The sequence below is a fragment of the Micromonospora sp. NPDC050495 genome, assembly GCF_040655175.1.
Taxonomy (GTDB): domain Bacteria; phylum Actinomycetota; class Actinomycetes; order Mycobacteriales; family Micromonosporaceae; genus Micromonospora.
Genome location: NZ_JBFAJK010000002.1, coordinates 156,157 through 179,017, shown reverse-complemented (window position 1 = coordinate 179,017; position 22,861 = coordinate 156,157). Strand labels below are relative to the sequence as shown.

The 22,861-nt window shown below is 72.3% G+C and carries 17 protein-coding genes and 1 pseudogene; 8 read left to right on the top strand and 10 right to left on the bottom strand.

Annotated features, from left to right (window positions below; translation table 11 throughout):
- Nucleotides 1-24 precede the first annotated feature (24 nt).
- A complete protein-coding gene (locus AB0I11_RS04060) occupies nt 25-978 on the bottom strand; it encodes a sugar ABC transporter permease (RefSeq protein WP_357313484.1) in 954 nt (317 codons plus the stop codon).
- Between the two features lie 69 nt (nt 979-1,047).
- A complete protein-coding gene (locus tag AB0I11_RS04055) occupies nt 1,048-2,313 on the bottom strand; it encodes an extracellular solute-binding protein (RefSeq protein WP_357312586.1) in 1,266 nt (421 codons plus the stop codon).
- Nucleotides 2,314-2,717: 404 nt separating this feature from the next.
- Between AB0I11_RS04055 and AB0I11_RS04050 the strand changes: the two genes are divergently transcribed.
- Entirely contained in the window at nt 2,718-5,087 is a 2,370-nt protein-coding gene (locus AB0I11_RS04050; RefSeq protein ID WP_357312583.1) for a glycoside hydrolase family 95 protein, read from the top strand.
- Between the two features lie 31 nt (nt 5,088-5,118).
- On the opposite strand, the gene AB0I11_RS04045 is transcribed toward AB0I11_RS04050, so the two are convergent.
- Entirely contained in the window at nt 5,119-5,811 is a 693-nt protein-coding gene (locus AB0I11_RS04045) for a hypothetical protein (RefSeq protein ID WP_357312578.1), read from the bottom strand.
- A 27-nt stretch (nt 5,812-5,838) separates the two neighbouring features.
- Here AB0I11_RS04045 and AB0I11_RS04040 point away from each other — a divergent pair.
- From AB0I11_RS04040 to AB0I11_RS04020, 5 genes and pseudogenes are all read left to right on the top strand, one after another.
- Nucleotides 5,839-6,171 (top strand): annotated as a pseudogene (locus AB0I11_RS04040) (cellulose binding domain-containing protein); the annotation flags it as partial.
- Nucleotides 6,172-6,309: 138 nt separating this feature from the next.
- Entirely contained in the window at nt 6,310-6,921 is a 612-nt protein-coding gene (locus AB0I11_RS04035) for a hypothetical protein (protein ID WP_357313506.1), read from the top strand.
- Nucleotides 6,922-7,219: 298 nt separating this feature from the next.
- On the top strand, nt 7,220-10,588 hold the full coding sequence (locus AB0I11_RS04030; protein WP_357312575.1) for a GH92 family glycosyl hydrolase: 3,369 nt from the start codon (nt 7,220-7,222) through the stop codon (nt 10,586-10,588).
- Between the two features lie 76 nt (nt 10,589-10,664).
- Nucleotides 10,665-11,957 (top strand): fructose-bisphosphatase class II, encoded by a 1,293-nt coding sequence (locus tag AB0I11_RS04025; protein ID WP_357312570.1) that lies wholly within the window; start codon nt 10,665-10,667, stop codon nt 11,955-11,957.
- A gap of 63 nt (nt 11,958-12,020) precedes the next feature.
- Entirely contained in the window at nt 12,021-13,415 is a 1,395-nt protein-coding gene (locus AB0I11_RS04020) for a hypothetical protein (protein WP_357312566.1), read from the top strand.
- Here the strand turns inward: AB0I11_RS04020 and AB0I11_RS04015 are convergent.
- The gene (locus tag AB0I11_RS04015; RefSeq protein WP_357312563.1) at nt 13,395-14,447 is read right to left on the bottom strand and encodes a BadF/BadG/BcrA/BcrD ATPase family protein; all 1,053 of its coding nucleotides are present in this window, start codon (nt 14,445-14,447) and stop codon (nt 13,395-13,397) included. The two genes, AB0I11_RS04020 and AB0I11_RS04015, sit on opposite strands and share 21 nt — an antisense overlap.
- Before the next feature lie 135 nt (nt 14,448-14,582).
- On the opposite strand from AB0I11_RS04015, the gene AB0I11_RS04010 reads away from it, so the two are divergent.
- On the top strand, nt 14,583-15,134 hold the full coding sequence (locus AB0I11_RS04010) for an NUDIX hydrolase (RefSeq protein ID WP_357312558.1): 552 nt from the start codon (nt 14,583-14,585) through the stop codon (nt 15,132-15,134).
- 86 nt (nt 15,135-15,220) lie between these two features.
- Nucleotides 15,221-16,069 (top strand): LLM class flavin-dependent oxidoreductase, encoded by an 849-nt coding sequence (locus tag AB0I11_RS04005; RefSeq protein ID WP_357312554.1) that lies wholly within the window; start codon nt 15,221-15,223, stop codon nt 16,067-16,069.
- 12 nt (nt 16,070-16,081) lie between these two features.
- On the opposite strand, the gene AB0I11_RS04000 is transcribed toward AB0I11_RS04005, so the two are convergent.
- From AB0I11_RS04000 to AB0I11_RS03975, 6 genes are all read right to left on the bottom strand, one after another.
- Nucleotides 16,082-17,200: a DegT/DnrJ/EryC1/StrS family aminotransferase gene (locus tag AB0I11_RS04000; protein ID WP_357312551.1), complete on the bottom strand. Its 1,119-nt coding sequence runs from the start codon at nt 17,198-17,200 to the stop codon at nt 16,082-16,084.
- On the bottom strand, nt 17,197-18,141 hold the full coding sequence (locus AB0I11_RS03995) for a GDP-mannose 4,6-dehydratase (protein WP_357312547.1): 945 nt from the start codon (nt 18,139-18,141) through the stop codon (nt 17,197-17,199). The genes AB0I11_RS04000 and AB0I11_RS03995 overlap by 4 nt, the downstream gene beginning before the upstream one ends.
- Before the next feature lie 137 nt (nt 18,142-18,278).
- Nucleotides 18,279-19,616, bottom strand: coding sequence for a multicopper oxidase domain-containing protein (locus AB0I11_RS03990; RefSeq protein WP_357312542.1), 1,338 nt, complete (start codon nt 19,614-19,616; stop codon nt 18,279-18,281).
- 4 nt (nt 19,617-19,620) lie between these two features.
- Nucleotides 19,621-20,973: a hypothetical protein gene (locus AB0I11_RS03985; RefSeq protein WP_357312537.1), complete on the bottom strand. Its 1,353-nt coding sequence runs from the start codon at nt 20,971-20,973 to the stop codon at nt 19,621-19,623.
- Nucleotides 20,970-22,079 (bottom strand): hypothetical protein, encoded by a 1,110-nt coding sequence (locus AB0I11_RS03980; protein WP_357312534.1) that lies wholly within the window; start codon nt 22,077-22,079, stop codon nt 20,970-20,972. The genes AB0I11_RS03985 and AB0I11_RS03980 overlap by 4 nt, the downstream gene beginning before the upstream one ends.
- Nucleotides 22,076-22,810, bottom strand: coding sequence for a MarR family transcriptional regulator (locus AB0I11_RS03975; RefSeq protein ID WP_357313478.1), 735 nt, complete (start codon nt 22,808-22,810; stop codon nt 22,076-22,078). The genes AB0I11_RS03980 and AB0I11_RS03975 overlap by 4 nt, the downstream gene beginning before the upstream one ends.
- Between the last annotated feature and the right edge of the window lie 51 nt (nt 22,811-22,861).

The window sequence follows — 22,861 nt, the reverse complement described above, 5'->3', positions numbered from 1 at the left end:
GTGTGGCGGTCGAGGGTGCGGGCTTCATGGGCGCTCCGAGCGGATGCGGGTGGCCAGCAGGTAGTTGAACGCGGAGAAGGCCACCACGATGACGAAGAGTGCGACCCCGACCGCCGCGCCGTAGCCGAAGTGGAACTGCCCGAAGGACTGCTCGTACAGGTACAGCGTGACGGTCTGGCACTGCCGGGCCGCCCCGCAGGTCAGTCCACCCACCGGGTTGACCAGCAGCGGCTCGGTGAACACCTGCAGCCCACCGATGGTCGACGTCACCACGGTGAACGCGATGATCGGCCGCAGCGAGGGGATGCTGACGTGCAGGAACTGCTTCCAGCCGTTCGCGCCGTCGGCTGCGGCGGCCTCGTACAACTCCCGGGGCACCGACTGGAGCGAGGCGAGGTACAGCAGGGTGTTGTACCCGGTCCAGCGCCAGGCGATCATCGTGGCGATCATGATGTGGCTGCCCCACAGCGACGCGGTGAAGTCGATGTGGTCGAAGCCCAGCAGCTCGAGGAACCAGTTGATCATGCCGTAGTCCCGGTCGAACATCTGCGCGAAGACGATGGTCGTGGCCGCCACCGAGGTGACGTAGGGAACGAGCACCGACATCCGGAACAACGTGGCCAGCCGCAGCCGCGCATGGTTGAGCAGGTGCGCCAGGCCGAGCGCCAGGAGCAACTGCGGCACCGTCGACAGCACCCAGATGCTGAACGTGTTGCGCAGCGCGCCCCAGAAGCGCGGGTCGTGCACGAGTTCGGTGAAGTTCTCCAGCCCCACGAAGCGGTGCTCGCCGATGGGATTCCAGTCGAACAGCGAGATGTAGAAGGTGAACAGCAACGGGAAGAGGCCGAAGATCAGGAAGAGCACGAAGAACGGCGAGATGTACGCGTACGGCGCCAGCCGCTCCCGTACGCTCTGTTGGACCCGCCGCTTTCGGCCGGGTGTCCGGAGGTCCGGTGCGGCGGCGGCCGGGCTGAGCATGGTGGTCAAGGCGTCACCTTCCCGAGACGCCGCAGCCGGGCGACACCCGGCTGCGGCATCAGTCGTCCGTCAGCCGCGTACCGCGTTCTTGACATTGGTCAGCGCGGTGTCCCAGGCCTTGGCCGGGTCCACCTTGCCCTGTTCGACGCTGGTGAGCGTGTTGAGGAACTCGGTGCCGACCGGGCCGTCCTGCGGACCGAAGTAGAACGGCTTGATCCCCAGCACCGACTGCGTGTAGATCTTGCCGATCGGCGCGTTGCTGAAGAACGGGTCGGTCTTGCCGACCAGCTGCGGGTCGGTGTAGACCGACGGCGTGGTGGGCAACGATCCCTGCATCAGGAAGTGACCAAGCTGACCCTTCGGCGACTGCATCTCGGAGATGTAGTTCCACGCCGCCTTCGCGTTCTTGGCCCGCTTGGGGATGGCGAGGAAGCTGCCACCCCAGTTCCCCGAACCACCCGGGATGGTGGCGATGTCCCACTTGCCGTTGGTCTCGGGCGCGTTCGTCTTCATCTGGCTGAGCATCCAGGACGGCGAGCACACCACCGCGTAGTCACCCTTCTTCATGGCCGCGGTCCAGCCGGTCGAGAACGACCCCTGCTTGGCGGAGATGCCCGCGCCGAAGGCCTTCAGCGTTATGTCGAACGCCGCCTTGACCTGCTCGTTGTCGTAGTCCAGCTGGCGGTCGGCGCTGTAGTAGCGCTGGCTGCCCTGGTTGACCGCCTGGAAAAAGACGCTGGTCGGGGTGTTGTCCACGAACGGCTTGCCGGTCTTCTGGACGTACTGCTTGCCGACGTTGATGAACTCGTCCCAGGTCGGCCAGAGCTTGGCGACCTCTTCCCGGTCGGTGGGCAGGCCGGCCGCCTTGAACAGGTCGGTACGGTAGGCGACCGCCAGGCCACCGACGTCGGTCGGCACGCCGATGATCTTGCCGTCCTTGGTCGTCGACTGTGCCATCACCCAGTCGAGGTAGTTGCCCTTGATGTCGTTGGCGCCCAGCGTGGTGAGGTCGACGAAGTTGTCCGGAGACTGCATGAACTTCGGCAGGTCGTCAGCCTGGATCAGCACCAGGTCGGGCACCTTGCCACCGGCCAGCGCGGTGGTGAGCGCCTGGGCGGTCTCGGTCGTGCTGCCCACCTCGGTGAGCTTGATGTGCACATCCGGGTGCGCCTTGGTGTAGACGTCGACGTCGTCCTTCTGGTGGATGTTGGCAAACGACCAGAACTCGAAGGTCTTCGAATCGGACGAGTTGGAGTCGCCGCCCGATCCCCCGCAACCGGCGACGAGGAGCGCGACGGTGGCGAAGATGGTTGCGGTAATCCGGACGCGTTTCAACGGCCCTCCATACGGTGGTCGTGAGCCGCCGCGGTCCGGGTGACCACGGCGGATCAGGGTGGCGGTCCTACCCGCGGTGGGCACCGCGGACAGGCGCTGACGAGTCGCCGCGGCGGCGGGTCAGCGGTGGCCCCATCGTTGGCGGGATCGCCGATCGGCGCTGTGGAAATTATCGAGACTTTTACATGCCACGATTTCGTGCGCTGAGGCTACTAAGTGCCACGTCATCCGTCAACGATCCTGCTGCCAGCGGGACCACGGGCCGACAGCGCAGCTTCCTTACCGGACGGTGCCGAAAGTTTCGGCCTCCACTGCCCGGGCGGAGGGGGTCGCCGCGGTACGTTCCGGGCTGGCATGCTCGGCCTCGCCGCCGTCCCGGGCGGCCCATCGGGCAGGAGCGCGAGATGCGGGTGCTGCGGGAGCTGAGGTTCCAGGCCGCGGCCCAATGCTGGCAGGAGGCGCTGCCGGTGGGCAACGGCCGGCTGGGCGCCATGGTGCACGGCCGATTCCCGGACGAACGGATCAGCCTCAACGAGGACACCTTCTGGTCCGGCCCGGGTGAGACGGCACCGCCCGACGTGCCGCCCGGACTGCTCGAGGAGGTACGCGACCTGGTCCGGGCCGGACGGTCGGTGGCGGCGGGAGCGCTGCTGCGCGGCACGCAGGGTGCCGACGCCGAGGCGTACCAACCGGTCGGTGACCTGCGGATCAGCCACCTGGGTCCGGACGGCCCGGCCGGCGCGACCTACGCGCGCTGGCTGGACCTGCGCGACGGCGTCGCGGTGGTCGAGCGCGGCCCGGTCCGGCAGGAGGTGTTCGCGAGCGTCGGGCACCAGGTCCTGGCCGTGCGGCTGTCCACCACGGACCCGGACGGCCTCCGGCTGGACCTGCGGTGGGCCACGCCGCAGCCCCGGGCGGAGATGCGGGGGTACGGGTCGGCTGGGCTGGCACTGGTGCTGACCGCACCGCGCCACGTGGTGCCCTGGCCGCGCACCGACGGGGTGGTGCCGGGCGACGCCGACAGCCCGGCGATGCGTGCCGCCGCCCTGTGTACGGCCACGGTCGAGGGCGACGCGGCTGCCGTGCGGATCGAGGAGCGGCCCGACGGGCCGGTGCTCGCGGTACGGGCGGCCACCGCGGTGACGGTGTTCGTCGCGATCCGCACCGGCTTCACGACCTGGGACACCCCACCCGGCCGCGACGTCGAGGCGTGCCTCGCCCGCTGCGCCACGGAGGTGCGGGCGGCGGGCGCGGCCGGGTGGGCGGCGCTGCGCGCGGCCCACGTGGCCGAGCACCGGACGCTGATGGACCGGGTGCGCCTGGTCCTCGACGCCACCGCGCCGGAGCTGCCCACCGACGTCCGGCTGGCCCGCCGCGCCGCCGGCGACCCGGACGAGCAGCTGTGCGTGCTGGCCTTCGCCTTCGGCCGGTACCTGCTCGCCGCCGCGTCCCGCCCGGGAAGCCAGCCCGCCACCCTGCAGGGCATCTGGAACGACCAGGTGGCGCCGCCGTGGAACTGCCAGTACACGGTGAACATCAACACCCAGATGAACTACTGGCCGGCGGAGACCACGGCGTTGGCCGAGTGCCACCAGCCACTGCTGCGCCTGGTCACCGACCTCGCGGTGGCCGGCCGCGGCACCGCCCGCGAGATCTACCGGGCACGCGGCTGGACCTGCCACCACAACACCGACCTGTGGCGCATCACCGTGCCGGTGGGCAAGGGGCACGGCGACCCGAAGTGGGCGCAGTGGCCGTTGGCCGGGGCCTGGCTGTCCCTGCACCTGGCCGAGCACTGGCGCTTCGGCCGGGACCTCGGCTTCCTGGCCGAGGTGGTGCTGCCGGTCGCGCTGGACGCGGCACGCTTCGTACGGGACCTGCTCGTCGATGCCCCGGACGGTCACCTGGTGACCTCACCGTCGACCAGCCCGGAGAACGAGTTCGGCACCGGCGACGGCCCGGCCAGCGTCGACGCGGGTACGGCGATGGACCTGACGCTGGCCCGCGAGCTGTTCGAGTTCGTCCTGGAGGCCCAGGCGGCGCTGGAGGCCGCCGGGCTGCCGCTCGGCGACGCGGCGGTGGCCGGCCGGCACGAGGTACGCGCCGCGCTGGCCCGGCTCGCGCCGCTGCGGGTCGGCTCGCGCGGACAGCTCCTGGAGTGGTCGGCCGAGTACCCGGAGGTCGAGCCGCACCACCGGCACCTGTCCCACCTGGTCGGCCTCTACCCGGGGCAGACGGTCGCCCGCGACCCCCGGCTGCGGGCGGCGGCGCGCAGGTCGCTCACCGAACGCGGTGACGCCGGCACCGGATGGTCGATCGCCTGGAAGATCGGCCTGTGGGCCCGGCTCGGTGACGGCGACGCCGCGCACCGGCTGCTCGGCGCGTACCTGACCCCGGCCGGCGGCGAGCACCAGGGCGGGGTGTACCCCTCGCTGCTCTGCGCCCACCCGCCGTTCCAGATCGACGGGAACTTCGGCGTCACCGCGGCGATCGCGGAACTGCTCGTGCAGAGCCACCTCGTGCAGGACGGCGCCCCCGTCATCGAGCTGCTGCCGGCCCTGCCCACCGCGTGGGCCACCGGCTCGGTGGCCGGCCTGCGGGCCCGGGGCGCGGTCACCGTCGCGGAACTCGCCTGGGTGGACGGGGCCGTGGTGGCCGCGACGCTGGTGGCCACCGCGGACACCACCGTCGAAGCCCGGTGGCGCGACCGGGCCGGGAGCCGGCACACCCGCCGGCTCACCCTCGCCGCCGGGGAACGCACGACCCTCGCCTAGTGCCGTCGTCCGAGGTGCGGGTGGGTGACGGTCAGGCCAGGTCCAGCGCCACCGTCAGGTACGCGTGCGCGGGCAGCTCGACCGCCAGGCCGCGCGGGTGCTCGGTGATCCCGGCGGGCTCGCGGCCGGTGGCCGCGCCCTTCGCCGACCAGCCCCGGGTCATCGTGTAGTAGTGCAGCGAGACGGCCTGGAACGGCCAGGCGCGGGAGTCGGGCGCCGCCAGGTCGTCGAAGGAGCGCAGCAGCGTCTCGGTCCAGTGGTAGTCGTCGCCGTTCGCGCCCGCGGCGATCCGGTAGACCGTGTTGTCGCCGTGGTCTCGGACGTAGGTGGCGTACTGGCGGGCCAGCGAGGCGAACTGCTCGACGCGCAGGTTGCCGCCGCAGCCCCACGCCTCGTTGCCCAGCCCCCAGAACGGAACCCGCCAGGGCTCGTCGCGCCCGTTCGCCCGGCGCAGGGCGGCCATCGGCGAGTCGTCACCGCGGGTCAGGTACTCGATCCACTCGGACATCTCCCGCACGCTGCCCGAGCCGACATTGCCGGAGACGTACGGCTCCGCGCCCAGCAGCTCGCACAGCGCCATGAACTCGTGCGTGCCGAAGGAGCTGTCCTCGACCACGTCGTCCCAGTGAGAGTTCACCATCCGGGGGCGCCGCTCGCGCGAGCCGATCCCGTCGCGCCAGTGGTAGTCGTCGGCGAAGCCATACATCGATGGCCTTGATTCCATGCGGCGTAGCTGCTACCGTCCGGCGCCATGACGGTGTCGAGACGGATGGCTCTGGCCGGAGTGGCCGTCAGCGCGACGGTACTCGCGGTGCTGACCCCGGTACTGGCCGGCAGCGCAGCAACCATTCCCTGGTCGGCGGGCGGATGCAGCGCTACGGCACACATCGACTCGGCGTGGGGCAGCGGGACGACCGGCGGCGAGATCGTCACCGTCACCGTCGTCAACACGTCGGCGACGGCCGCCACGACCTGGACGGTGAGCTGGACGCTCGGGAGCGGGCAGCGAATCGTGTCGGCGTGGGGCGCGACGGCCTCCACGTCGGGCAGCACGGCGACCGCGGTCAACGCGGGGTACAACGGGGCGCTGGGACCGGGCGCGTCGACGACGTTCGGCATGCAGCTCGCGGGCACCGGTCCGGCGCCGACACTCAGCTGCGGCAACGACGCCGCGCCGCCGGCATCCGGGTCGCCGAGCGTGACGCCGCCGGCCGGTGCCGACGTGACGATCACGACCGCCGACAACGGGACCACCGTCACCGTCTTCGCCGGACAGGCACTCGGCGTCGTGCTGCCCGCCGACTACCGGCCGCCCACCGTCTCCGGCGTGGCGCTGGCGCAGCAGTCCAGCACCGGCGGGTACCCGACCGGGCAGCCGGTTTCCGCGTTGTACCGCGCGGTCGCGCCCGGCGACTCGGACCTGAGCTCGCAGACCGACAACGCGTGTCACCACACCACGCCGCCGTGCGGCGCACCGGTGGCGCTGTGGCTGGTGCACGTCAAGGTCCTCCCGGCCCCGAGCGGCACCGGGCAGACCGTCACCGTCACGCAGATCGACAACGCGCGCACCGTCGCCCTGCGCATCGGCGACACCCTCAAGGTGAGCCTGCCGAGCATGTACCGGCCACCCACCGTCGCACCGAGCGGCCCCCTGGTCCGCAGCGACCTCACCGGCGGCTACCCGACCGGCCAACCTCTGCTCGTCCGCTACGTCGCCGTCGCGGCCGGCCAGGCCGACGTGTCGACGATCAGCGACGGGGACTGCCTTCACCTGCCGACACCGTGCCCGTCGCCGCAGGTGAAGTGGGTCGTCCACGTGACGGTCACGGCCTGACCCCGCTCGTCGCACCGGGCCCGGCCGAGGGTAGCCAACCTGTCACCGGGCGAGGGCTGCGTGGTGCGGAGGTGGCGCGACCGTGCGCGGCGCCGCGTCCGCTCGCTACCTGAAAATGCCACGGCCGTTTCTGATACGAGATTTTCGATAAAAGCCCACTGCCACTCGGGGCCAAGATTCCGCATTGATGTTGATTCGTATTCATCGGCGGCAACGGGTCAGCGGGGCACGAATCTTGCGGGTACGGTCTCGTCATTCGCCGCTCCGTGGCGGCCGTGGCGGGGGAAAGGCGCGCGCTATGAGATGGCTGAGAACAGGCTTGCTCGCCGCGACACTGGTCGCTGCCACCGCCGTCATCTATTCGCCTTCCGAGCGGGCCCACGCCGCGGTTTCGCTGGTCTCCGATCCGGCGGCGCTGGTCAATCCCCTGATCGGCACGCGATCATCGGCGGGGAAGGACGCCGGCAACACCTCGCCCGGACCGAGCCTGCCGTTCGGCATGCTGCAATGGGCGCCGGACACCGCGCCACGGGCGCCCGGCGGAGGCTACGACCACGCCGCGACCGCCACCTCCGGTTTCAGCGTCAACCGGATGAGCGGGGCGGGTTGTTTCGCCTACAGCAATCTGCCCTTTCTGCCCGTCACCGGCGCACTTCCCACCGACAAGGACAACGCCACGGTCGGCTTCTCGCACACCGGTGAGTCGGCGTCGGCGGGCTATTACTCGGTGAACCTGGCGAACAATGTCCGCACCGAGCTGACCACGTCGGTCCGCTCGGCGCTCGGCCGGTTCACCTTCCCGGCCGGCCCGGCCGCCTCCTTGCTGGTCAAGGCCAGCGCGGGGGCCGCCGCGTCGAGCGCCAGCGTGACGGTCGCCAGCTCGACGGAGATCACCGGATCGGTGGCCGACGGCAGGTTCTGCACGAAGGACAACCACTACACGGTGTACTTCGCGGTGAGTTTCGACCGGGCGTTCACCAGCAGCCAGAAGTGGGCGCCGAGGCCGTTCGTCACCGGTGACGGTGGAATCGCGCTGACGTTCCCGACCGGCTCCGTCGTCCAGGCGAAGGTGGGCATCTCCTACGTCAGCGTGGCGAACGCACGAGCGAACCGTGACACCCTCAGCGGTTGGGATTTCGCCGCGTGCCAGACGGCGGCGCGGAGCGCCTGGAACCAACTGCTGGGCCGGGTGCGGATCGGCGGCGGCACCACCGACGAGCAGAAGACCTTCTACACCGCGTTGTACCACTCGCTGCTGCACCCGAACGTGTTCAGCGACGCGAACCGGCAGTACCGGGGCTTCGACGGGCAGGTCCGCACGCTGCCGACCGGCCAGGACGACCAGTACGCCAACTTCTCCGGCTGGGACGTGTACCGGTCCCAGGTGCAACTCGTCGCGTTGCTGGCGCCGAAGCGGGCCAGCGATCTGGTGCGGTCGATGTTGAACGACTACGACCAGAGCGGGCGGCTGCCGAAGTGGTCCGTGGCCAACGACGAGTCGTACATGATGGTCGGTGACCCGGCCGTGCCGGCCATCGCCTCCATGTACGCCTTCGGGGCGCGCGACTTCGACACCGCCAAGGCGCTCGCCGCGATGATCGCGCAGTCCGAGCGGCCCGGCAACGCCCGGCCCGGCACCGTCTACCTGGACGACCCCGGCTACCTGCCGGACGACGGAGGGTACGGCTGCTGCAACCACAACGCCACCACCGCGACGTCCCTGGAGTACCACAGCGCCGACTTCGCCCTCGCGGCCTTCGCCAAGCAGGTGGGTGACACCGCGACGCACGCCCGGTTCGCGTCCCGGGCGCAGGGCTGGCGGTCCCTGCTGAGCCCCGCCAGCGGCTTCGTCCAGCCCCGCCGCCAGTCGGGCGAGTGGCGGCCCGGCTTCGACCCCACGGACATCTCCTACGACGACTGGGCCGAGGGCAACTCCTGGCGGTACACGCTCATGGTGCCGTTCAACGTGCGGGGCCTGTCCGCCGCCAAGGGCGGCAGCGCGGCGCTGAACCAGTACCTGGACACCCACTTCGTCACGCTGAACGACACCCTCGGCTCCGGGGCCTGGATGGGCAACGAGCCAAGCTTCGGCGCGCCCTGGTTGTACGCCTACACCGGTCAGCCCCACAAGACCCAGCAGGTGGTCCGGCGAGTCCAGACTCAGCTGTTCCGCAACTCCCCCGACGGCCTGCCCGGCAACGACGACCTCGGCTCGATGTCGTCGTGGTACGTGTGGGCGGCCCTCGGCATGTACCCGGCCGTGCCCGGCACCGCCGATCTCGTCCTGGGCAGCCCGCTGTTTCCGCAGGCCGTGCTGACGCTGCCCGGGGGTGCGACGTTGACGGTCAACGCACCCGCCGCGCAGGCATCGGCCCCGTTCGTCCAGTCGATGCAGTACAACGGGGCCACCTGGAACAGGGCCTACCTGCCGACGACGGCACTGACCGCCGGGGGCACCCTCGACGTCGCCCTCGGCACCACCGCGAACCCGACCTGGGCGGCGGACGCCGCCGCCGCGCCGCCCTCCTACGACACCAATGCGGTGGCCGCGGCGGACAACGCCGGCAGCAGCGCCGACGGCGCCCCGGGCGGAAGCAACTACGACCAGTGGACGTCGAGCTACTCCGCCGAGGCGCTCGCCGCCGCGGGCGTCGTACCGGGAAGCCGGCTGGTCCGGGACGGCGTCAGCTACACCTGGCCGAACGTCAAACCCGGCCAGCCGGACAACGTCATCGCCCAGGGCCAACGGCTCACGCTGCACAGCCCGCCCGGGGCCACCACGATCGGGGTGCTCGGCAGCGCCGAGGGGCACGTCGACGGCGCCGCCGGCACCGCGACGATCCACTTCGCGGACGGCACGAACCAACAGGTGCTCCTCGGTTTCAGCGACTGGACCCTCGCCGCGGGCCAGGGAAGCGTCCGACCCGGCACCACCGTCGCGGCCACCATGCCGTACCGCAACCAGGCCCTGGCCGGCGGCAAGGAGCCCATCACCACCTACCTCTACGCGGCGTCGTTCGCCGTCAACCCGGCGAAGACCGTCGTCGGGATGACGCTGCCGGCCACGGCTCCGGGGCGGCTGCACGTGTTCGACGTCGGCTTCGGCGGCCACCGGAACAACGCGGGCATCAGCGACGACGCGTACCCGGGCGGCGCCGACGTCGACGGCGCGACCTACAGCTACTCCCGTCAGGCCCTCGCCGCCGCCGGGCTGAGTGCCGGCGCCACCGTCACCCGCAACGGGGTGACCTACGTCTGGCCCAACCTCGCCGCCGGAAAACGCGACAACTACCGCGCGGACGGTCAGCGGCTGGCCGTGACACCGGTGGCCGGAGCCACGAAGATCGGCTTTCTCGGCGCCGCCACCGGCTGGCCCGACGGTACGGCCGGCCAGGCGACCATCACCTACACCGACGGGACCTCGCAACAGGTCACCCTCGGCTTCAGTGACTGGACCCTCGGCGGTGGCACCCGCACCGTCGGCCACGGCAACACCGTGGCGGCCCAGACCTCCTACCGCAACAGCGCCCGCTACGGCCGGCAGACCCTCACCACGTACGTCTTCGCCAGCACCTTTCCGCTCAGCGCGGGCAAGACGGTGGCCGCGGTGACGTTGCCCAGCAACACCCTGGGACAGCAGCACGTCTTCGCGGTCGGCACCGGCTGAGCCGGTGTCGGGCCTCGCCCGGCGGACGTCGGATCACACGCCTGCTCCACCCGGTTCGTCCTGACAGCGCCGGGCGATGATCCGGTCGGTCTATCGCCAGACTGTTCTGGCCGTGTCACCGTGGGTCAACGACAGGACAGCGACGGCTTTCCCTTTCTCCGAGTCGATTGCCACGCCGCGCGCGAAGGCCGTTTCGCATCCGGACGACGAGAGGACGCCGATGGTCGAAGCCAACCAGGACCTGCATGAGGTGATCCGGCCGCTGGATGAGCGGATCGTCGAGGTGCGGGCGAGGGTGCTGCACGAGTCGGCGGAGGGCGGGTCCCCGGCTCCGGTAACCGAACGGTCCGCGCTGATCGCGGCGATGTCCGCGGCGGCGCTGGCGGCGGCCAATGCCGACACGGCCCAGGTTCCCGTCGCGCTCGGCAAGACCAGGGTCGACGGGGCGGCCACGGCGGCCGCCGAGGCCGTCTTCCGGCGATCCGCACTGCAGATCCGGGTGACCGCCGGCGAAGGGGAGCGCGACGGCAGCCCCGGTGCCAGCAGCGGGCAGACCCTGGGCCGGCAGGCGGGTGGCGACGGCGTCCTCGACGGCGTCTTCGACTACGTCGACGGCACCACGCTGGCGGTGCTGGGCGAGCCAGGTGCGCTCGCGTTGGGTGGCCTGGGCAGTGGCCTGCGGCCGGTGCCCGACCTCTCCGCGTACGCCGTACTCGCGCCGCACCTGATCCTGCCCGAGCTGGACGTGCTGACCACGCCGGAGGCGCACGCGCTGCCGATCCTCCGGCGGATCGCGGACGCGGCCGGGAAGCCCCTGGACACGTTGACCGTCTTCACCCACTCGATCGCCGAGAAGCCGCTGCACCGCACGCTCGTGGACCTCATGCGGCCCGCCGTGGGTCGGGTGATCGTGCCGTCGCTGGTGACGATCGAGCCGCCGTACCTCCTCAGCCTCGCCGGTCTCGCCGAACCGCGAATCGACGCCATGATCGGCAGCATCGGACTGTCCGAGTTGGCCTTCGCCGCCCTCCTGCTCGATCTCGTCGCACCCGAGCACGGTTTCGTCTTCCGGGTCGCTTCGGTGGCAGGGCCGCGACGACACCCGGCGTCGGTGACGCTCGACCCCCTCTTCGCCTTCACCACCGAGGAGGAGCAGCAGTTCGCGGCCTACGGGTGGGGTACGGACCGGCAGTACACCAGCGCCGACCTCGTGCCGGCGGGTAGCGCCCGGCTGGCGGCGATCTTCGCCGTGACGGACGAGCCGATGCTGGGACTCACCGGAGCGAGCCAGGCGAGCGGCGGCCGTACCCAAGGGCTGCTCCTGGAGCCGGGCGGGCAGGTGACACGGATCGACATCCGTTACCGCTGACCGCCCGGACGATCAGGCCCCCTCGGCGCTCTCCCGCCGCGTCGCCATCGAAGGTAGGTACCAGTGAGCTACGACACGACCATCCTCGCCTCGCCGAATGACGTGCCGGCGCCCCCGACCACCGACCGGCTCTCGATCAGTGGCTGCACGGTCATCTGCTATCACGCCCACCGCCTGGCGTCCCCGTCGCACCTGTCGGCGGCATTTGAGCGCGGCGCCCTCCAGGCGATCGACGACGACAGGTCGTACGCGAGCAAGCTGCGACCAGGGGCGGGCCTGGAGTACTCCAACCTCATCGATGCGGGACCGATCCCGGCCGCGCTGGCCCGCATCGTGCACAGCAGCCACGCGTCGCGATTGCAACAGTCCGTGCTGTGGCTCGGCGAGGAGTACGTGGTGTCGGCCATTCCGATCCTGTTGTCCATGCCGCGTCCCGAGCGGGTCGGGGTGGAGCTGAACGCGCCGCTCACGGTGGACCGCCTGTTGGGGTTCCTGTCACTGCTCGCCGATCCGGGAGTCGCCGGGACGCTCAGGCAGCAGTCCGCGGCGGCCATCGTGGCGCAGATCGGCATCACCGCCGACGAGATCGAGCGCAGTTGGTCGGTTCCTGGGTCGTTCGCGATCCAGATCTGGAACCTCGACGGCACCCAGGGACGGGAAACCACCAGCCTGTACGAGGGCATCCGCGAGTCGGCCGAGTACGCGTGGGAGATTTCCGCGATCCTGTCCTACAGCTCCGACCACTTCAATGAGGACGGACTGTGGTTGCGTCGGAGCCGACAGCAGATCTACGGGCTGGTTCGATCCGGTTTCGGCTTCTTCGACGACCACATGGTCTTCGTCAACGCAGACTGCTGCCTGGAGATGGCCCATCTGCCGGCCTGGCTGCGGGACCGCTCCGACTTCCGGTTGCGGCAGTACGGGTACGACTCCTCCTCGATCTTCGTCTGGTGCAGTGGGGTGCTGCGGGCCGCGATCGCCGAGGACCTCAGCGAGCGTTACCGGGATGCGCTCGGCGAACTCACCACCCGTCAGGACGTCACGGCCGGCGAGCAGGTCGACATGATCCGTCTGCACATCCGGCACACCCGGCTGTTGGACCGGATCGTCAACTTCCGGGAGCAACTCGTTGAGGCCCGCAACCGGGCGCTGGACGAGCAGATCATCAGCAACCGGTCCAGCAATCGCGCCTTGAACGCGCTGACGAGGCACATGGACAAGTACGGCGCGCTGGCGGTCAGCCTGCACCGCGTACACGAGGAGCGAGAACGCTCGCGCCGGGACTCGCTCATCGCCGTGCTCGCGGTCGTCCTCGCCGTCGTCCAGATTCCCAGCTTCGTGGAACAGATAGGAGACTGGGCGGACGAGCACGCCTGGAGCCGACTGAGCGTTTCCGGCGTGCTCATCGTGGCACCGCTGGTCCTGGTGTGGCTGGCGCTAAGGCGCGCCACGCGGTGAGGCGTCCTGTTCGGAGCCCAGCAGCACCACCGGTCCGGCCCGACGCAGTCGACCGAGGTCGTCGCGGTGCCGCAGCACCAGCTCGCCGAGGCGTCGCACCGCAGGTGCCAACGCGCTGTCGTCGTGGGTGACGATCTGCGCCTCCGCCAGTTCGGCGACGAGCCGGCTCAGCAGGCGCTCCCGGAAGGCGTTGTCGGTGCTGGCCAACGAGCCGGACAGGATCAGCGTCGGCTGCGCGCCGTCGGCGCCGACGGCGCGCAGCACGGTACGGACCCCGACAAGCACCTCGCCTACGGCGCTGTCGACGAGGGCGGTCGCCACCGGATCCCCGTGCGCGGCGACGGCGAGAACGCTGCGTGCAAACGACGCCACCGTGGGCCGGGCCGGTGTTTGATGAACCTTTCGGAACAGGTCCTCGCGCAGCGAACCGGATGGCGACCTGCCGCACCAGTCCCCGGCCGACGCGGTCAGCGCCGTCGCCGGGCCGCGTCCGTCCAGCGCCCGGGCCACCGCCCGCAGCCCCTGCAGGCCGAGGTCGAACCCACCGCCCTCGTCGGTCAGCAGATAGTCCAGTCCGCTGGCCACCGCGAACCGGTCGGTGCCGTGACGGGCCAGGTACTCCGTGCCGGTCCCGACGATCACGGCCACGGTCAGCGTCGCCTCGACGCTGAAGAGCAGCGGCAGGATGTCGCCCGTGACCGCGACCGGAGCCGCGACGCCGGCCTGCCGCAGCGCGCCGTCGAGGAGGTGAGCGAACTCGTACGCCGCCTCTGTGGTCGAGGCGGCGCCGTGCGACGCCACCGCGAACGTCACGGCGTCCGGCCGGGTGTTGGCGGCCGCGAGCGCCGCGGCGACGAGGTCGCGGAGGGTCCGTGCCGCCTGCGCCGGGCCGACGCTACGCGGGTTGGTGCTGTCTCCATCGGCCCGACCGGGACCCGGGCCAGTCACCACCACCGTGGTGCGGCTGCCACCACCCTCGACGATGATCCAACAGTCCGCGTCGGCGTTTCCCGGCTGCCGGATCGCCTCCATCGCCGAATAATATCCGGATGCGCAGCCTGCTCCTGACTCAGTGTCCGGACGACGCGGCGGCACCACCGGTCGCGCCGGGTCGGAAGGGCACGGGTCAGCGGCCGTTCCGGCTCAGGATCGACGGCTGAGGTAGCCATGGACAGCGGACCGGACAGCCGTCTCCCCGTACCGTGGCAGGAGATTCGCCGCCGCACGGCCTACGAGCGCTTCGGCCGGGCCATCGTCGAGGTGGACTACCGCCTCCCCTCCGGCCGGGAGGAGACCTTCAGCATCCGCACCGAGCGAGACACCGTTGCCGTGCTCGCCCTCACTCCCACGAACGAGGTGATCCTCACCCGACAATTCCGGCCCGGACCGGGACGGTTCGTCTACGAGTTGCCCGGCGGCTATCTGGAAGATGGTGAGGATCCTTCCGACGCCGGCGCGCGCGAACTGTTGGAGGAGACTGGCTACGCGGGCCGGGTGGAAATCGTCGGGCAGTGCTACGGCGACTCGTACTGCGCGGCCCGCAAATACTGCGGGGTCGCCCGCGACTGCCGTCCGGAGCGCGCGCAGCAGTTGGACGCGGAGGAGTTCGTCGACGTCGTACTCGTGCCACCGGTCCGGTTCCGTGAGCTACTGCGGGTCGGCGAGACCATCGACGTCGACCTGGCTTATCTGGCCCTCGACGCGCTGGCCATGCTGTAGCGTTTCTTGCCGGCCACCGGTAAACGACCGGTACGCGAGGAGGACACATGCCGCCCAGTGGCAGGCCGCCGCGGGCACTCGGTGTCATGTTCGACCGTTCCCACCGGCCGACGGCACTCCCCGACTTCGTACGCACCCTCGACGCGATGCGGGTCGACGATCTGTGGCTGGTCGAGGACATCGGCTGGGCCGGCTCCGTTGCGCTCACCGCGACGGCACTGGCCGTCAGCTCCCGGTTGCGGGTCGGCATGGGCATCTGCCCCGTTCCGCTCCGCAATCCTGTCGTGCACGCCATGGAGCTCGCCGCGCTCGCCGAGCTGTACCCCGATCGCCTGGTGGCCGGGCTCGGACACGGCACGGCGGCTCGCCTGCGCCGCATCACCCGCCCGGCCCGGAGCCGGCTCACGCTGCTCGACGCCACGTTCACCGCCGTACGAGGACTGCTCGCCGGCGAACACGTCACGCTCACCACCGAGACCATCGCGCTGACCGATGCCTGCCTGGAACACGTGCCTCCGGTGCCGCCTCCGCTGTACGCCGGAGTCGTCGGGCCGCGTTCCCTCGCCCTGTCCGGGCGGATCGCCGACGGCACCATCCTCGCCGAGGGCACCACACCGGAGATCCTCGGCCGTGACCTGGCGCACGTCAGGGCCGGCGGAGCGGGTCGCCCGCACGAGATCGTCGTCTACCTTCACCTGCTCGTACACCCCGACCCGGATCATGTCGCCGCGGTGGCCGCGCCGATCGTGAGCAAGTTCGCCGACCTGCACCGGGCCGCGCCCAGCCCGGCGATGGTCGCCGCGGGGACACCGGAAGCAGCGGCACAGCGCATCGCGGCGCTGTGGGAGGCCGGCGCCGACACCGTCGTTCTCCGCCCCGTCGGCGACGACCACCTCGGCCAGGTGTGCCAGGTCCTCGACGCGCTCGGGCGCTGAGCACCCGCCGTTCTAATACCTGAGGTCGGGGCCGACGACCGGGTCGCCGGACGCGGCCGGCCGCAGCACCGCCCGCACGACCCGGTCGATCTCCTCATCGGTCAGGTCCGCGGAGGTGGGCAACCAGGCGCACGACCGGGAGACCGCTGCCGCGACCGGCCACGGCCGGGGTGCCCGGTCGCGGTACAACGCCAGCTCCGGCAGGGCCGGCCAGATGCCCCGGACATCGACACCGCTGGCCCGGCCCAACCGCACCAGCCGCTCCCGGGTGGCCGGATCAGTCGCCACGGTGTGCAGCCAGCAGGACGCCCGCACCCCCGGCCGTACCGGCCGGCCGCCGAACCCGAGTCCGTCGGCGTGGGCGGTGTACCGCTCACCGACCCGGCGGCGGGCCGCCACCAGTTCCTCCCACCGTTCCACCTGGGCCAGCCCGAGCGCGGCGGTCAGGTTCGTCATGCGCCCGTTGCGGCCGGCGACCTCGTGGACGTAAGGCCGCTGCGGGGTCATCCCGTGATGAGCCAGCAGGCGCACCCGGGCCGCAAGCTCGGCGTCGTCGGTGGCAACGCAGCCACCCTCGCCGGAGGTGACGGCCTTGTTCACATGGAAGCTGAACACCGACGCGAGGCCGAAGCTGCCCGCCGGGGCGTCACCGACCGCGGCCCCGTGCGCCTGCGCCGCGTCCTCGATCACTGGCAGGCCGAGCCGCGCCAGCGCCGCGTAGTCGCACGGATGTCCCAGCACGTCGACGGCGATCACCGCTCGGGTGTGCGCCGTGATCAGGTCCCCCGCCGCCACCGGGTCAAGTGTCCAGTCCGCTGGCGAAACGTCACACAGCACCGGCGTCGCGCCGACGGTCAGCACGGCCGCCGCCGGCGCCGCGAAGGTGAGCGCGGGCACGATCACCTCGTCCCCAGGGCCGATGCCCAGGGCCGCGAGCGTCAACTCGAGGGCGGTCGTGCCGCTGGATACCGCGACGACGTGCGACCGCCACAGCCGCTCGGCGAGGGCCGCCTCGAACCGCTCCACGTACGGCCCGGTGCCGGACACCCAGCCGGAGGCCAGCGCATCCTGGACGTACGCCTGCTCACGCGGCCCGAGGCTCGGACGGGACAGCGGAACCAGGGTGGTCACTTCCGCACGTCCAGCTGCAGCGCCTTCGCGCCGCCGGATTGGCTTTCGTCGCCGGTCGCCGCCGTCATGGCGAGCACGTCGGAAAGCGTGCGGGTCAGCGGCCGGCGCGCCTGCCAGCCGATCTCACGGTTGATGCGGGTCGGGTCGCCGACCAGTGACCTGGCGTCGATCCGGCGTTGCAGCGCCGGGTCGGGAAGGACGCTCAACTCCGTGCCGGCCAGGGCGCACAGCTGGCGCGCGAGATCGGCGATGGTGGTTCCGACACCGGTACAGATGTTGTACGTACCGCCCGGGGCGCCCAGCTGCGCGATCCGGGTGAGGGCGACCACCGCATCTCGCACGTCGACGAAGTCACGCTCCGCGTCCCAGTTGCCGATGGTGATGCTGGACAGGCCGGCGGCCCGCGCACCGAGGATCCGCCGGGACAGCGCGGGCACCACGTAGGACGAATGCTGCCCGGGTCCGATGACATTCGTCGGTCGGACGACCAGCACGGGCATTCCGTAGGCAGCCGAATAGTGCCGCGCGAGCGTCTCGGCCATGGCCTTGCTCGTCCCATACGGTGAGAGCGGCTGCACCGGTCGGGACTCGTCGACGGGGCCGTCGAGGGCCGCGCCGTCGTAGACACTGGCCGTGCTCATCACCAGCACCCGCGCGGTCGGCGCCGCCAGCCGCGTCGCCTCGAGCACGGCGGCCGTGCCAAGCACGTTGGTGGACCAGGTCTCGGACGGTCGTGCCCACGACTCGGTCACGCTGGCGACCGCGGCCAGGTGGTAGACGGTTTCCGGGCGCACCCGGGCAATGATCGAACGTAGCCCCTCGGTGTCCCGGACATCGCAGTCGACCAGGTCGATCGGTGTGACGTCGGCCCCGAGCTGGTCGAGGAGGCGGCAGAGGTGCGTGCCGATGAACCCGGAAGCTCCCGCCACGAGCACCTTCATCGACGCCCATCCCCGCTGCTCGTGCTGACCGTGCGATCGAGCATAGCGATCTACCGGGGCCGGGACGAGTCTGTCACTGTGCCGGATGGACAGAGCCGCTCGACGCCCGGTACCCGTACCGGCCCGGGCGGCGTCGCCTACCGGACGTCGAACACGCCGTGGGCGCCGCGCTCGGCGTCGACCATCGCGTGGTTGACGAAGGGGTAGTGCCCGGCAGCGGGGAACGTCAGCTCGACGAACCCCCCGGCCGCCGGGCCGAGCTGGAGCACCTGCGCGCCGCCCGGGTCGGTCGCCCGGTTCTCCCAGTGCCCCTCCCGGTAGACGGTGTCGAACTGGGCGCCGACGACGTGGAACGAGGTGTCCCGGTTGGGTCCGGCGTCGAGCAGCCAGACGCGGACCCGCTCCCCGGGGCGGGCGGTCAACGGGCGGTGGTCGTACTGGGCGGCGTAGCCGTTGAAGACCACCGCGTCGGGGCGCTCCGCCTGCATCTTGGCCAGGTCACCGGGCTGGCCGTCCGGCCCGAGGTAGAGCTCCGACTGGACGAGCACGTACTCCCGGTCCACCCGGGGCAGGTCGGGCGGGTCGATGATCACGGTGCCGTACATGCCGTTGCCGATGTGGTGCAGCATCGGCATGGTCGAGCAGTGGTACATCCAGATGCCGGCCCGGGTGGCGGTGAAGCGGTAGGTCAGCCGCTGCCCGGGGTCGATCGGGCGCATCACCTCGTCCGGGGCGACCGCGCCGGCGTGGAAGTCGATGCCGTGGTCCAGGGTGCCGTCGTTGACCAGGGTGATCTCGAACGTGTCGCCGACCCGGCCGCGCAGCACGGGCCCCGGGACGGTGCCGTCGAAGGTCCAGAGCCGCTGGCGCACGCCCGGGGCGACCTCGCGCACCACCTCCCGTACGTGCAGTTCCCGACGGTGCAATCGGCCCGGCGGGGTGGGCGGCGCGACGGCGTCCCGGGCGGTGAAGGCCGGCCCGGGGTCGGCCATCACGTCGAGGCTCGGCTGCGGCGCCGCCGACCCGGACGGGGCGTGCGGCGCGGCCGCGCCGGTCGGGACGATCCGCAGGGCCATGCCCGCCTGCCGGTGTCCCGGCAGCGAGCACCAGCCCTCGGTCGGGTCACCGATGATGCCGGCGTCGAGGCGGGCCGACCCGCCCTGGCCCAGCAGGGCCGTGCGGGCGCCGTTCTCCAGGACCAGGTCGTGCCGGCGGTGGTCCCGGTTGCGGAACTCGACCACCAGGCGGTCGCCCGGCGGCACCTCGATCCGGGCCGGGTGGAAACGCATGCCCTCGGCCACCACCTCGACGGTGGTGGTGCGCCCGGTCGGGGTGACCGCCGTGGCGGCGCCGGTCGCGGACGGGCCGGCCGTCATCCGCTGCGCGGCCACGCCGACCAGCACGGCGACCAGGACGAGGGCGAGGCCGGTGGCCACGCCGCCGAGCGGGCGGGCCGGGGTGGGCGCGGTGGTCACGGGGTCATCTCCGGGCGGTGAGCAGGACCCGGGCGGCCGGTACCAGGAACTGCACCAGCGCGGCGAGGATCAGCAGGGACGTGGTGATGCGGACGTACGGCGGGCTGGGCAGCACGAAGACCACCAGCGCGGCGTTGGTCATGGCCACCCGCTGCGGACCGTGCCGGTCCAGCAGCGCGGCACGGGCCCGGACGGCAGCCGGTCCACCGCCGAGGACCACCGGCAGCAGGTACGTCAGCGCGCCGACCAGCACCTGCCCGACGAAGCCCACCAGCAGCGGGACCAGCACCCGGCCGAAGCGGTCGGCGGCGGCGCCGGGCTCGGCGGCGGCCAGCAGGGTGACCGCGTCGACGGCCAGGGCGACCAGAAGCCAGCCGGCCGCCGCGGTCAGCGACCAGGTGGCGAAGGCGTACGGCGGGCGCGCCCGCGCGACGGCCAGCGCGGGCCGCAACGCCACCAGGACGCCGAGCACGAACAGGCCCAGTCCGACCGCGGCGACGGCTCGCCACCAGGCGAGCAGCCCCAGGCCGAGCAGGACCAGCCCGACCGAGGCCAGCGGAAGGGCGACGGCGGCGAGCCGGGCCGCCCCGTCGGCCATCCGGGTGCGCAGCATGGTCGGCCAGAGGGTGAGCAACGTGCCCAGCACGGTCAGGGTGACCCAGCCGAGCAGGTTGACGTGCGCGTGGAACAGCAGCAGCCGGGGCCGGTGGGCGTCGCCGGCCACGAGCATGCCGGCGCCCACCGGTACCCCCGCGAGCAGCGCCAGGCTGGCGGCCAGGTAGTAGTGGACGGTCACCCGGAACCGGGCCGGCAGGGCGCGGCGCAGCCGCCGTGCGAGCCACGCCAGGTGGGCGGCCACCGCGGCGAAGACGAGGGCCGCGCCACCGACCCCGATCCAGGGCCGGTCGGCCGTCCCGCCGACGAGGACGGCGCACACCCCTAGGTTCAGCCCGGCCAGGCGTACCGCCTCCGACCGGCGCCGCTGTGGCACCGGGGCGCGCAGCACCGCGGCGGTGAAGTGCGCGGACCAGACGAGGATGGCGTTGGTGACCGCGCCGAGCAGCAGCAGGTGGATGGCCAGCCAGCGCCAGGACGGCAGGAACGGATGGACGAGGCCCAGCACGACGAGCCCGCCCAGGTAGGCGACGGGCAGCAGGCCGGCCCGGCGGTGCCAGCCGGCCCGGCCGGTGCTCCCCGCCGGCCCGGTGCCCGCCGCCGGCCCGATGGGCGGGGGCGACGGGACGGCGGTGGTGGATGCGGTCGGGCCGGCGGCGGCGGCCGTGGGACCGGCCGCCGGGGTGTGATCGGCCGTCGGCGCGGGGTCGACCCGCGCAGCGGCGGCTCGGGGGCGGCTCATCCGCGCACCGCCGGCACGGGCGCGGCGGTGGGCCGCCGCCGGACGCCGGTCAGGATGGCGGCCGACGCGCAGCCCAGGAAGGTGAGCACGGCGAGGACGTTGACCACGCCCGCCCAGCGCCAGACCGGCTCCACGGCCAGCCCGTCGCCGAGCACGAGCCGCGCCAGCAGGCTGCCGTGCAGCAGGGCGAGCGGCACGTAGAGCCAGGGCCGGTAGGGCAGCGGGCGGCGGAGCACCGCGGGCAGGATGACCGGGGCGTGCACGAAGATCATCGACATGGCGAAGCCGAGGAAGGTGGCGTGCAGGGTGGCGTCGTAGCGGGAGCCGGCGGTGACCGGGCCGGCACCGGCCCAGAGCAGGCCGGCGACCGCCAGCCAGGCGTACCCGGTGAGCAGGCCGACCGCGACGAAGCGGGGCAGGCCGCGCCCGCGCACGGTGCGCCGGGCGACGTCGTACGCCGCCAGCCAGCCGACCACGGCGAGCAGGCCCAGGCCGAACAGGTGCGCCCCGGCGTCCGGCCAGAGGGCGGTGGCGGTGACTCCGGCGGTGAGCGCGCCGAGCGCGGCCAGGAACCAGCGGACCCCGTGCGGCGGCAGCGCGAGGTGGGCCAGTTCGAGGCGCTCGCCGGCGATGGTGGCGACCACGAAGGTGGCCAGCCACGGCACGATCTCCGGCACGGCGGCGCCGGCCAGCCAGAGCAGGGTGGCGGCGTACCAGGCGAACGCGCCCAGCCCCTGCGCCAACAGGGACGGGCCGGGCTGCCGGCGCCAGAGCCGCCGGTAGACCAGCAGGAGCAGCACGGCGGCGAGCATCAGCAGCAGCCGGGCGGCCAGGCTCGGGCCGGTGAGCAGCAGGGCCACCCCACCGGCGCCCGAGCACGCCGGGGCGGACAGGGCCCACCGGGTGCCCAGCGCCACCGCCCGTTCCAGGGCGATCAGCGTGCCGACGAAGCCGAGCACCATCAGCGGGCCGTGCACCTGCGCCAGCGACGCCCGCGGGGTGGGCAGCGGCAGGCCGAGCAGCAGCAGCGCGGCGTACAGGCCGCTGAGCAGGGCGAGGCCGCCGGCCGCGAGGAGCGGGAGCCGCGGACCCGTCCGGACGGTCATCGGGGTGTCGGCGCGGCGGCGGGCCGGTGACGGCGCCGGGCCGGCCCGGGCTCCGGCACGGCCAGGCGCACCACGCAGGCGTCGGGCGCCCCGAACGGCTCGACCACGGCGCCGGCCGGCGGCGCCCCGGCGTGCTCCAGGGCACCCCGGACCACGCCGACGTGCAGATTGCAGATCGCGTCGGGGTTGCGCTTGACCAGTTCCAGGAAGGGACAGGTGTGCAGGTGGATCTCGGTCCGGCCGTCGCCGGTGTGGTGCAGCCGAGGGCTGAAGCCCAGGCCGCGCAGCACCTCGAAGAGCGTGTCGAGCGGGTCCGCGCCGGGCGGGGTGGCGGCGGCCAGGTGGCGGCCCCAGTCCTGGCCGGCCCGGGTGGCCTCGGCGCGGACGTCCCCGCCGGTGCGCCGGGACAGGTGGTCCAGCAGAGCGGCGGCCAGGGCCCGGTACGGCGCCGGCGCGGGGGCCTCGTTCCCGGCGGCGAGCCGGTAGCGCCACGCCGGCCGGCCGGGTTGCCCTCCGCTGGCCCGGGCCTTGACCAGCAGACCGGCGCCGACCAGCCGGTCGAGGTGGGCGCGGGCGGTGGACGGGTGCAGCCCGGTCCGCTCCCCCACCTCGGCGATGGTCACGCCGCCCTCGGCCGCCCGGACGATGCCCAGGATCGAGACCCGGCTCTCGGTGCCCAGTGCGCGGTGCCGGTGTGAGTCGATCGTCTCCCCGACCGGCCCTGTTCTCAGGGTTTCCACGGTAGATAACGTTACAACGTCGTCCGACGTCAAAACCACGGG

Bases quoted from the DNA above. Each gene is read 5' to 3' on its own strand.
- AB0I11_RS04045 (WP_357312578.1), bottom strand. From the start codon at position 5,811: ATGGAATCAAGGCCATCGATGTATGGCTTCGCCGACGACTACCACTGG.
- AB0I11_RS04015 (WP_357312563.1), bottom strand. From the start codon at position 14,447: ATGGAGGCGATCCGGCAGCCGGGAAACGCCGACGCGGACTGTTGGATC.
- AB0I11_RS04005 (WP_357312554.1), top strand. From the start codon at position 15,221: ATGTTCGACCGTTCCCACCGGCCGACGGCACTCCCCGACTTCGTACGC.
- AB0I11_RS04050 (WP_357312583.1), top strand. From the start codon at position 2,718: ATGCGGGTGCTGCGGGAGCTGAGGTTCCAGGCCGCGGCCCAATGCTGG.
- AB0I11_RS04060 (WP_357313484.1), bottom strand. From the start codon at position 978: ATGCTCAGCCCGGCCGCCGCCGCACCGGACCTCCGGACACCCGGCCGA.
- AB0I11_RS03985 (WP_357312537.1), bottom strand. From the start codon at position 20,973: ATGAGCCGCCCCCGAGCCGCCGCTGCGCGGGTCGACCCCGCGCCGACG.
- AB0I11_RS04025 (WP_357312570.1), top strand. From the start codon at position 10,665: ATGATCCGGTCGGTCTATCGCCAGACTGTTCTGGCCGTGTCACCGTGG.
- AB0I11_RS03995 (WP_357312547.1), bottom strand. From the start codon at position 18,141: ATGAAGGTGCTCGTGGCGGGAGCTTCCGGGTTCATCGGCACGCACCTC.
- AB0I11_RS04030 (WP_357312575.1), top strand. From the start codon at position 7,220: ATGAGATGGCTGAGAACAGGCTTGCTCGCCGCGACACTGGTCGCTGCC.
- AB0I11_RS03980 (WP_357312534.1), bottom strand. From the start codon at position 22,079: ATGACCGTCCGGACGGGTCCGCGGCTCCCGCTCCTCGCGGCCGGCGGC.
- AB0I11_RS04010 (WP_357312558.1), top strand. From the start codon at position 14,583: ATGGACAGCGGACCGGACAGCCGTCTCCCCGTACCGTGGCAGGAGATT.